The sequence below is a fragment of the Thermosynechococcus sp. M98_K2018_005 genome, assembly GCF_015295825.1.
Lineage (GTDB): Bacteria > Cyanobacteriota > Cyanobacteriia > Thermosynechococcales > Thermosynechococcaceae > Thermosynechococcus.
In genome coordinates, this window is the sequence record NZ_DVEH01000095.1 from 1 (window position 1) to 10,720 (window position 10,720).

Sequence of the window (10,720 nt, forward strand, 5' to 3'; positions counted from 1 at the left end):
CCGCAAACCCGGCGGCAAGCCGGGCGATCGCCGCGTGGGGGTGGTCTGGCACACGCAAGGCTCCGGCAAGAGCCTGACGATGGCGTTCTACGCCGGCCGCATCATCCGCGAGCCGGCCATGGAGAATCCGACCCTCGTCGTGCTCACCGACCGCAACGACCTCGACGACCAGCTCTTCGGCACCTTCTCGCGCTGCTGCGACCTCTTGCGCCAGCCGCCGGTGCAGGCCGAGAGCCGCGCCCATCTGCGTCAGTTGCTTTCCGTGCAGGCTGGCGGCGTGGTGTTCACCACCATCCACAAGTTCTTCCCCGAGGAGAAGGGCGACCGGCATCCGACCCTTTCCGATAGGCGCAATATCGTCGTCATCGCCGATGAGGCGCACCGCAGCCAGTACGATTTTATAGACGGCTTTGCCCGTCACATGCGCGACGCCCTGCCGCACGCCTCGTTCATCGGTTTCACCGGCACGCCTATCGAAAAGACCGACGCCAACACCCGCGCCGTCTTTGGCGACTACATCAGCATCTACGACATCCAGCGGGCCGTGCAGGACGGCGCCACGGTGCCGATCTATTACGAAAGCCGGCTGGCCAAGCTCGCGCTGGACGAAACCGAGCGGCCGAAGATTGACCCGGACTTTGAGGAAATCACCGAAGGCGAGGAGATCGAGCGCAAGGAAAAACTCAAGACCAAGTGGGCGCAACTCGAGGCCATCGTGGGAGCCGAGAAGCGCCTCCGGCTCGTGGCGCAGGACATCGTCGAACACTTTGAGCAGCGCCTCGAGGCACTGGACGGCAAGGCGATGATCGTGTGCATGAGCCGGCGTATTTGTGTTGAGCTTTACAACGAGATCGTCAGGCTGCGGCCGCAGTGGGCCGGCGCAACGGATGAGCAGGGCGCGCTCAAGGTGGTGATGACCGGCTCGGCCTCCGATCCGCTGGAGTGGCAAGCGCACATTCGCAGCAAGCCGCGGCGCGAGGCGCTGGCCAACCGCTTCCGCGATCCCAACGATCCGTTCAAGATCGTCATCGTGCGCGATATGTGGCTCACCGGCTTCGACGCGCCCAGCCTGCACACGATGTACATCGACAAACCAATGCGCGGCCACGGCCTGATGCAGGCGATCGCGCGCGTCAACCGGGTGTTCCGCGACAAGCCCGGCGGTCTGGTGGTGGATTACCTTGGCCTCGCTCATGAGTTGAAGCAGGCATTGGCTACGTATACGGAGAGCGGGGGGACCGGGCGCACAGCGCTGGACCAGGACGAGGCGGTCGCCGTCATGCGGGAGAAGTACGAGGTGTGCTGCGGGCTTTTCCACGGTTGCGACTGGTCGAAGTGGAAGGTCGGCACGCCGGAAGAGCGCCTGGCGATCCTGCCTGCTGCGCAGGAGCACATCCTCGCCCAGGAGAACGGCAAGGATCGCTGTATTCGCGCTGTGCGCGAGTTATCGAAGGCATTCGCCTTGGCCGTGCCGCACGATGAGGCGCTACGCATCCGTGACGACGTGGCCTTCTTCCAGGCGATGCAGGCCGTGCTCGCCAAGCGAGCGCCGGGCGAGGCGCGGCCCGAGGAAGAACTCGACCACGCCGTGCGGCAGATCATTGCCCGCGCCGTCGCGCCGAAAGGCGTCATGGACATTTTCGCCGCGGCCGGCCTGCAAAAGCCCGACATCTCCATCCTCTCCGACGAATTCCTGGCCGAGGTGCGCGGTATGCCGCAGAAGAACCTCGCCGTTGAACTGCTGCAGAAACTGCTCAAGGGCGAGATCAGCATCCGGCGCCGCAAGAACCTTGTGCAAGCGCGCTCCTTTGCCGAGATGTTGGAACAGACCCTCCGCCGTTACCAGAATCGGGCGATCGAGGCGGCGCAAGTCATCGAGGAATTGATCCAACTCGCGAAGGACCTGCGGCAAGCGGACGCCCGCGGCGAAGCGTTGGGGCTCTCCGAGGACGAGCTGGCGTTCTACGACGCGCTGGAGACCAACGACAGCGCCGTCAAGGTGCTGGGAGATAAGACGCTGCGCACCATCGCCCGCGAACTGGTCCAGACGGTGCGCAATAACGTCACCATTGACTGGACCCTCCGCGAGAACGTGCGCGCGCAGTTGCGTGTGCTCGTAAAGCGCGTCCTGCGCAAGTACGGTTACCCGCCGGACAAGCAGGAGAAGGCGACGCAGACGGTGCTGGAACAGGCGGAGGTGCTGTCCGCGGAGTGGGCGACGGCGTGAGAGAATCGATCGCCCGTCAACGCATTCAGGCATATTACAGTGGTATTTACTCTATACCTACTTAGCAAACTCTACTGAGACATGTTCGACTGGCCTGTGCATTAGTGTGTATATCGTTGAGCGGCTTCCCTAGTTGTGTACATCAAGCAGTTAGAACTCACAAATTTTAAGTCCTTTGGCGGCACAACGGTGATTCCGCTACTGCCAGGGTTTACGGTCATTTCAGGCCCCAATGGCTCAGGGAAGTCGAACCTCTTGGATGCGTTGCTCTTTGCTCTTGGCCTTGCAGGGTCTAAGGGGATGCGGGCAGAACGATTGCCAGATTTGGTGAACCATAGCCAAACGCGGCGTGGCCATAGTGTTGTCGAAACGCGAGTCACGGTGACCTTTGCACTGGATGTCGAAACGGAATGGCGGGTGACGCGGCGCCTGCGAGTAACCAAGCAGGGCACCTATACCTCGACCTATGCAGTGAATGATCAACCCTGCACGCTGAATGAACTCCACGATCAGTTACAGGCGTTTTGTATCTATCCCCAAGGTTATAACGTGGTTTTGCAGGGGGATGTCACCAGTATCATTTCCATGAATGCCAAGGCACGGCGGGAAATTATTGACGAATTGGCGGGGGTGGCGGATTTTGACCGCAAGATTGCCCAAGCTCGCGAAAAGTTAGATACGGTCAAGGAGCGCGAAGAACGCTTCCGCATTGTTGAGCAGGAATTGATCCAACAGCGCGATCGCCTGCAACGGGATCGCCTGCAAGCAGAAAAATATCAAGCCCTACGGCTAGAACTGCAAGAGCGAGAGCAATGGCTGCTGGTGCGCCAATGGCAAGCCCACGAACAGCAAAAAGGGCAGCTCCAAGCACAGATTCAGACGCTACAACAGGAGCAAGCCCAGCGCCAAGCCCAACTCCAACAAAAAGCACGGGAGATTGAAGCGGCAACGGTTACGCTGGAACAACTCAATCAACAGGTGAAAGCCCTCGGCGAAGAAGCGTACCTCCGCCTGCAAGCAGCGTTAGCGGATCTCCACGCCCAAGAGCGGCAGTGTCAACGCCAGCAAACCGCCTACCAACAGCAGCAGGAACAGTTGGGAGAACAACTCCAGCAACGGCAAGCCCAGTACCACAGTCAACGGTTGCAGCAACAGCAACTTGCTCAAGAGTTAGAACAGCAACAGGGCGATCGCCCCCCCTTAGTCGCAGCCGTTGCCACCAGCCAAGCCACCCTCGACGCCCTACGGCAGCAAGCTCAGGAGTTGAATACGGCAGCCCAAGCTTGGTTTCAGGAGCACCGTCAGCGACGGCAGCGGATTGATGCCCTGATTCACGAACTGGAACCGAGTCGCAGTGAACTCTCTCGCCTTCAGGAGCGATTGCAACAATTGCGGCAGCGGCAAGGGGAATTGCGCCAAGCGGCCAGCACCTTAGAAGCCCAGCAATTGGAATTGCAAGACGCGCTCACAAAAGCTGCGGCAGCCGTCCAAAAAGAGGAGCAGCACCTACAAACCCTTGCCCAACAACTGGCCACAACGCAGCAACAATTGAGCTTAACAGAAGAAACCTATCAACGCCTTGAGCGAGAACAGCGCCAAAAGCAGCGGCAGCTGGATCAACTGGAAGCACGACAACAGGCGGTTCAGGAAAGCCAAGGGAGTTTTGCGGCGCGGCTCATTTTAAGTGCTGATCTCCCCGGCGTGTTTGGGCTGGTGGCACAGCTCGGTCAAGTGGAACCCCGCTATCAACTGGCGTTGGAAATTGCGGCCGGGGCACGCCTAGGCAATATCGTTGTGGCGGATGACAGTGTCGCAGCGGCAGCGATCGCCCTCCTCAAGCGGGAACGAGCCGGCAGGGCCACATTTTTGCCCCTGAACAAGATGGCACGTCCCAAGACCCTACCCCTCATCTCCTTGGCAGGCTGTATTGACTATGCCTTGAATCTTGTTACCTTTGAGCCGCAATATGCCCCCATTTTTGCCTATGTGTTTGGCAGCACGCTGGTCTTTGAGCGCCTTGAGGCGGCGCGACCCTACCTAGGGCAATACCGGATGGTCACCCTAGAGGGAGACTTGCTAGAACCCTCAGGGGCAATGACCGGGGGTAGCTATAGTCGCACAAATACCCTCCGTTTTGGTCAGGGGGTCACCCCCCACGAATCGGCAGAGGTCCAACAGGTGCGCGATCGCCTTGGGGAATTGGAACGCCTGTTAGATCGCCTCATTCAAGAGCGCACTCAGAAACAGGGGAGAGTGAATGAGCTGAACCAAGCCCTGAGTGAAGCCCGCCAAAGCCATCGCGATCGCCAGCGGCAATGGGAGCAACTTCAGCAGCAACAGCAGCACCTCAACCGCCAGCAAGCAGACTTAGCGCGCCAACAGCAGCACCTCAGCCAAGAGTTAACCGCCGCAGAGACTGAACTCACTCACCTAGAGGCTCGCCTTCCTGAACTCGAAGCAGAACTCGCCGCCGAACGCCTTGCCCTCAATACCCTTGAAGCCAATCCCAGCCATCAGCAGTGGCAACACCTTCAGGAACAGCTTCAGGCACAGGAAAAAATTCACGCCGACCATGTGGCCGCCCTGCAAGCGGTGGATCAAGCCTTGGGCGATCGCCACCGTCAACTCGAGCAACTGGCACGAGACTTGCAACAAATCGAACAGGAGATTCAGCGACTGCGCCAAGCCCAACAGGAGACGCTTTGTCAGCAGCAAGCCCTCGATCAGACTCTTGGGGACTTAGCGACGCAAATTCAAAGCACGCAAACTGCTTTGAGGGAATTGGACGCCCGCCTTGGTCACCTCAAGGGCGAGCGCGATTGCCAAGACTACCAACTACGGCAGCAGCAAAAGGACTACCAACAACTGGAATGGCAATACCAAAAAGCCAGCGACACCCTCACCACGCTGCAAGCACAACTTCAGGAACTCAGCACCATCGAGGCCCCTCCCCTACCGCAGCCATTACCTGAAGTACCTGCCAATCTCTCCCTCAGCGACATTCAGCAGCAGTGCCAAGCCCTCGAAAAACGGCTGCGCGCCATGGAACCGGTCAATATGCTGGCAATTCAGGAATTTGAGGAGACACAAGGGCGGCTTAATGAGCTACAGGAGAAGCTCGCCGTTCTAGAAGCAGAGCGCACGGAGATCTTACTGCGGATTGAGAACTTCACCACACTGCGTCACCAGTCCTTCCGTGAAGCCTTTGATGCCGTCAATGCCAACTTCCAAACCATTTTTGCCACCCTCTCCGATGGCGATGGCTATCTGCAACTGGAAAGTCCTGAGGATCCCTTTGCCGGTGGCCTGAATCTGGTGGCGCATCCCAAGGGCAAACCCGTACAACGCTTGGCCTCAATGTCGGGGGGCGAAAAATCCCTAACGGCCCTCAGTTTTATCTTTGCCCTGCAACGCTATCGCCCTTCCCCCTTTTATGCCTTTGATGAAGTGGATATGTTTCTCGATGGTGCCAATGTTGAGCGCCTTGCCAAAATGATTCAGCAGCAGAGCCAAGAGGCGCAGTTTATTGTTGTCAGTCTGCGGCGACCGATGATTGAAGCGGCTCAGCGCACGATTGGTGTCACCCAAGCGCGGGGTCAACATACCCAAGTGATTGGCCTCGATTTGACGGCTCACCATTGATGCCTGACGGTGTCTGAAAAATAATTTCTAGAATTTTGATAGTTAATCGGCGTGGATCGTAGTGAAACAATAGAATCCATTTAACTGTCAAAACCTCCAAGTTTTGCTGAGGAGTATCCCTATGAAATACTGGCAAAAATTTGGCCTGAGCCTATTGACAGTGGCCTGTTTGGGCACAATTGCCCCTCGGCCTGCCCAAGCCAATATGTTTACACAAACGGAAGTGGATCAAAGTCGCTATGTGGTGATGGCTGTGCCCCTTGCACGCGGTGGGTATCGCCTACTGGTGGTAGAGCAAATCAAGGATACTCGTCCCTGCTGGAGTGAATCGGGCAGTAACCCCGTGGTGATTAATCCGCTGTTGACCACGTTTGACTTCACGGGCATTTGTGGTCGCGCCACCGATAGCAATGGTTACTCGATTCGGGTGGCGCAACAGGATTTAGGGTTGCAGTACAACCTGCGCATTGAAGGAGGAGATGGCGAGTTGCTCCTTGTCGGCAGCAGCAATCGCGGTGGACCGCGGATGATTATTGGTCGTACCCATGGTCTCCAGGAGGGACAGTTCCTCAAGTTCCATCTGGAACCCACGTGGCGGCTAACGCGGCGCACCTATGAAGGACGGGTACTTGGCCATGTGTATTTCACCAATGACTCTTGGGAAGCGGCAACAGGAAGCGCCCCTACCCCTGCAACGCCCGTCCGCACGGAAACTAACAGTACCCCTGTACCCACCCCCCAAAGTTAAGTCTAGCGCTGCTTCATTGCCCGCTCCATTTCCCGCTTGTCCTGCCGCTGCTTGAGGTCTTGGCGTTTGTCGTGGAGTTTCTTACCACGAGCCAGCCCTATGGAGACCTTAACGCGACCATTTTTGAGGTAAAGCTTTAGGGGCACAAGGGTCAGTCCCTTTTGCTCCACTTTGCCCACTAGCTTGCGGATTTCCTGCTTGTGGAGAAGGAGCTTGCGATCGCGCAGGGGGTCATGGTTGTAGGATTGGTTCGTACTCTCGTGGGGGGAAATGTGAACATTCATCAACCACGCTTCACCATTGCGGATGCGGGCAAAGCCATCCCGTAAATTCACCTTGCCAGCGCGAATAGACTTGACCTCAGTGCCGAGTAACACGAGACCACACTCATAGGTTTCTAGAATTTCGTATTGGAAGCGCGCTTGGCGATTTTCACTCAGGACTTTGACGCTATCACCCATTTGAGACTCGCAAAGGTATTGCCAATATACCGTAGTTTAGGGGTAGGGGAAATTTTCATCTTATCAGTGCCCTCCCACCCCCCTGCTGAATAGTTATGACCCTATGCCCAAGCCACAGCCGTTAGAGTTTCTGCAAGGCTTGCCCTTGATTGCCGTGGTGCGTGCTGCTGATCCTACTGAAGCGATCGCCCGCGCTCAGGTTTACATTGAAGCAGGGTTTTCCTGCCTGGAGGTGGCTTGGACAACTCCCGATGCAGCTTCGGTGTTGCGGCAACTCCGTCAAGACTTTCCCCGCTGCACCATTGGCGCTGCAAGCCTCCAAAATCCACAAATGGTCAAAGGGGCGATCGCTGCTGGCGCACAATTTTTAGTGACCCCCCATACGGCCATAGAGGTGGTGCCCCTCGCAACGGAGGCAAACTGTCCTCTGATTTTGGGGGCATTGACACCAACGGAAATTCTCCACGCTTGGCAAGCGGGAGCAGTGGCAGTGAAGGTTTTTCCAGTGATGGCGGTGGGGGGTGCAAGCTATCTGCGGGCATTGCGACCCCTGTTTGCTGAGATTCCCCTAATCCCCTGCGGGGGTATTGGCTGGGAGGATGTGGTGCCCCTCTGGCAAGCAGGGGCGATCGCCATTGGTATGGGCAGTCAACTCGGTACGGATGCGACAATGCTCAAGCAGCAGGTGGCTGAGGTTCGTCAGGCATATCAGGAGCAGGGGTGAGGGTGCGCACCCGCTCAGCATGGAAGCGCTTGCGGCGCCAGCGTTTGCCCAAGTCTAGGCCAATGGTTTTGTGGAAATCATCCTGTACCTTTGCCGTCAGGCGGTAGGAGACTTGGCGGACAATTTGAGCCAAGACGCGATTGCCTGTCCCCTGAATCAGGCCATGGGGCAAACGGTAGATAAACCGAGGAAAGCGCATTTCCACCCGCAAATCCAGTTCCCAATTGACCCGCGTGTAATCAATTACATTCAGTGCCAACAGGTCGCTATCGGTTTCAGGGGTGGCTCGCATCGGTACCAAGGCCATGGCCGCTTGAAAATTCACCTCATAGTTCAAAAACGGCTGCTCTGGCACAGGAATCGTTGCAATCCGATAGACCCCCTGCTCTTGGGGCAGCAGGTGCAGTCCAATTTTGGGTTCCACTTCATAGCCATGGGAACCATAGCGGCCAATGGTGAGAATGTAGCCATGCTTGCCCACCGGTTCTGTCTTCATGGGATGGGCGCAGCGGTGAAACCATTCTTGGTGATTGTTCAAATAGGTCTCGTAGCGTTGCACGGGCGCATAGACTTCCATCCAGCCCTGGAACTGGTTGTGAAAAACAAAGGGGGGCAACTTTGTTCCCGCTGAGAAATCGGTCATGGCACGAAAGTTGGCATTGAGTGATATTCATCCTGACATACAGCTGGGGGCGATCGCTACTGCGGGGAACCTTACAAATGTCGTCCCTGTCCAACAGTTGATTTACATTTCGTTACATTACTATTCAGTTGCTTGAGGCTCCAGCGATGCCCCCTGTCCCTCCTTGGCTCGCCGTTGAACATTTAGACAAACCATGGCTGTTTTGGCCATTGTGCTTGATGGTGGTTCTCAGCACTATTGTTTTGCGCTGGGGGAAAGTGCAGCAGCAGTGGGCGCGGGTCATTATCGTTGGCAGTTTAATGGCCGTGATGCTGCATTATCTGCTGTGGCGATCGCTCGCTACCCTCAATCTGCGCACCCCCCTAGAAGCCACCCTTAGCCTGCTCCTACTGGGCATTGAAGGTTTTATGATGGCGGGCTATGGCCTACAACTCTACCTGCTCTTGCACATCAAAAATCGTCATCCTGAAGCCGATGCTGCTGCCCTTGCGGTCAAAAGTGGCCACTATCAGCCTTGGGTGGATATTTTTATTCCCACCTACAATGAACCCCTGACGATTTTGCAACGCACGATTGTCGGCTGCCAAGCCCTCGATTATCCCCACAAGCGTATTTATGTTCTTGACGATACCCGTCGCCCTGCCCTACGGAAATTGGCCTTGGAATTAGGCTGTGAGTACCTTAGCCGTCCAGACAATCGCCATGCCAAAGCGGGCAACCTCAACCATGCCCTTAGGCAAACCCAGGGTGAACTGATTGCGGTTTTTGATGCTGATTTTGTTCCCACTCGTAATTTTCTCACCCGTACTGTGGGCTTTTTTCAAAGGGCTGATATTGGCCTGGTCCAAACCTACCAGAGCTTTTACAACCCCGATCCTATTGCCCGTAACCTTGGCCTCGAGGATTACCTACCCCAAGAAGTGGAGATCTTCTCCCGTCATTATCAAGTCCTGCGGGATGGCATCGAAACAGCGCTGTGCTACGGCAGTTCCTTTGTCGTGCGGCGATCGGCGCTAGAAGCTATTGGCGGCTTTGTCACTGAATCCCTCAGTGAGGACTACTACACAGGCATTCAATTGGCGGCAGCAGGTCATCGGTTAATTTACCTGAACGAAAGTCTCAGTGCGGGGCTGTGTGCAGAGGAAATGGCGGCGCATATTCGTCAACGTCAACGCTGGGCACGGGGCACCCTCCAAGGATTATTCATTGGGGCAAGTCCACTGCGGGTACCCAATCTCACTGGGCTTCAGCGCCTTGCCCACCTAGAGGGGATTACACAATGGTTCCACAGTCCCATGCGTTTGCTGTTGCTGCTGTTGCCCTTGATTGCTGCCTTTTGGGGTATCATCCCCCTTGAAGCCACCCTGCGGCAGTGGCTCTACTATTTTGTGCCCTACTACTGGCTGCTGTTGAGTACCTTCCGCTGGCTCAATGGCCAAAGTCGCTCTGCCTTGGTGTCTGATATTTATGCGGTGCTTCAATGTGTGCCGTTGACATTGACAGTGATTGATACGTTGTTGCGTCCCTTTGGTCGCGGCTTTTGGGTCACCCCCAAGGGCAATTATCGCGATCGCTACCGAGTTCAGTGGCATCTTGCTGTCCCCCTTGTGGTGCTGTTTATGCTCTCTGCTGCCGCCGCTGTGTTGAATTGGCAGGCATTACAGACCAAGGGACTACTACTGGCATGGATCTGGAATCTCTATAATCTAATTATTCTTGCCCTTGCGCTTTATAGCCTCATCGATCGCCCCCGCCCCGATCCCTATGATTGGCTCAATGTGCAGCAAACAGTTGAACTCCATCTTGCTTGGGATCAAACCACTGCCCTGTGGGGCACGACTATTCGCCTTTCTGAAGGGGGGGCGATCGTTCATCTGCACCAACCCCTCCCCCCCTCCGCGATGGGTGTACCCCTCACCTGTCGGCTTTTGGAGGCAGGCATTGACCTCAGCGGCCAAGTTGTTGATATGCCCAATCCAACGACCCTAAAGATTTACTTTGACCCCCTAACCTCGGATCAGTACCGCCAATTGGTCACCTTACTTTTCTGTGAACCCAACCGTTGGCAATGGCAGAAAGCCCCCAGTGAATTGCAAACCCTGTGGCTGCTCCTGCGCACTCTCGTCTTACCTCCCCTGAGTCGTCACTGGGTGCAGATCACGCCCTCTGCTCAGGCAAAAGTATGGCATCGAGCCTACAGCTATGCCAACGAAAAATGACTTATAGGAGTGATGTGGGCAGGCTAAAACCCCTCCGCTTCAGCGAGGGGATACAG

7 protein-coding genes are annotated in these 10,720 nt (G+C 56.4%); 5 read left to right on the plus strand and 2 right to left on the minus strand.

Annotated features, from left to right (window positions below):
• The 3 genes from IGQ15_RS11395 to IGQ15_RS11405 all read left to right on the plus strand — a co-directional run.
• Nucleotides 1–2,227 (plus strand): type I restriction endonuclease subunit R (locus IGQ15_RS11395; RefSeq protein WP_297051885.1); only part of this gene is annotated, 2,227 nt, incomplete at its 5' end.
• A gap of 135 nt (nucleotides 2,228–2,362) precedes the next feature.
• A complete protein-coding gene (gene smc, locus IGQ15_RS11400) occupies nucleotides 2,363–5,869 on the plus strand; it encodes a chromosome segregation protein SMC (RefSeq protein ID WP_297051887.1) in 3,507 nt (1,168 codons plus the stop codon).
• Between the two features lie 121 nt (nucleotides 5,870–5,990).
• Nucleotides 5,991–6,617, plus strand: coding sequence for a DUF3747 domain-containing protein (locus IGQ15_RS11405; protein ID WP_297051890.1), 627 nt, complete (start codon nucleotides 5,991–5,993; stop codon nucleotides 6,615–6,617).
• 2 nt (nucleotides 6,618–6,619) lie between these two features.
• Here the strand turns inward: IGQ15_RS11405 and smpB are convergent, their stop codons facing one another.
• Nucleotides 6,620–7,078, minus strand: a complete 459-nt coding sequence (smpB, locus tag IGQ15_RS11410; protein WP_297051891.1) for an SsrA-binding protein SmpB — start codon at nucleotides 7,076–7,078, stop codon at nucleotides 6,620–6,622.
• Between the two features lie 103 nt (nucleotides 7,079–7,181).
• On the opposite strand from smpB, the gene IGQ15_RS11415 reads away from it, so the two are divergent.
• On the plus strand, nucleotides 7,182–7,802 hold the full coding sequence (locus tag IGQ15_RS11415) for a bifunctional 4-hydroxy-2-oxoglutarate aldolase/2-dehydro-3-deoxy-phosphogluconate aldolase (RefSeq protein ID WP_297051893.1): 621 nt from the start codon (nucleotides 7,182–7,184) through the stop codon (nucleotides 7,800–7,802).
• Here the strand turns inward: IGQ15_RS11415 and IGQ15_RS11420 are convergent.
• Nucleotides 7,753–8,445 (minus strand): DUF1997 domain-containing protein, encoded by a 693-nt coding sequence (locus IGQ15_RS11420; RefSeq protein WP_297051896.1) that lies wholly within the window; start codon nucleotides 8,443–8,445, stop codon nucleotides 7,753–7,755. The two genes, IGQ15_RS11415 and IGQ15_RS11420, sit on opposite strands and share 50 nt — an antisense overlap.
• A 146-nt stretch (nucleotides 8,446–8,591) precedes the next feature.
• On the opposite strand from IGQ15_RS11420, the gene IGQ15_RS11425 reads away from it, so the two are divergent.
• Nucleotides 8,592–10,664 carry a cellulose synthase catalytic subunit gene (locus tag IGQ15_RS11425; protein ID WP_297051899.1) on the plus strand — a complete coding sequence of 691 codons (2,073 nt, stop codon included), beginning with the start codon at nucleotides 8,592–8,594 and terminating at the stop codon, nucleotides 10,662–10,664.
• Nucleotides 10,665–10,720: the final 56 nt, after the last annotated feature.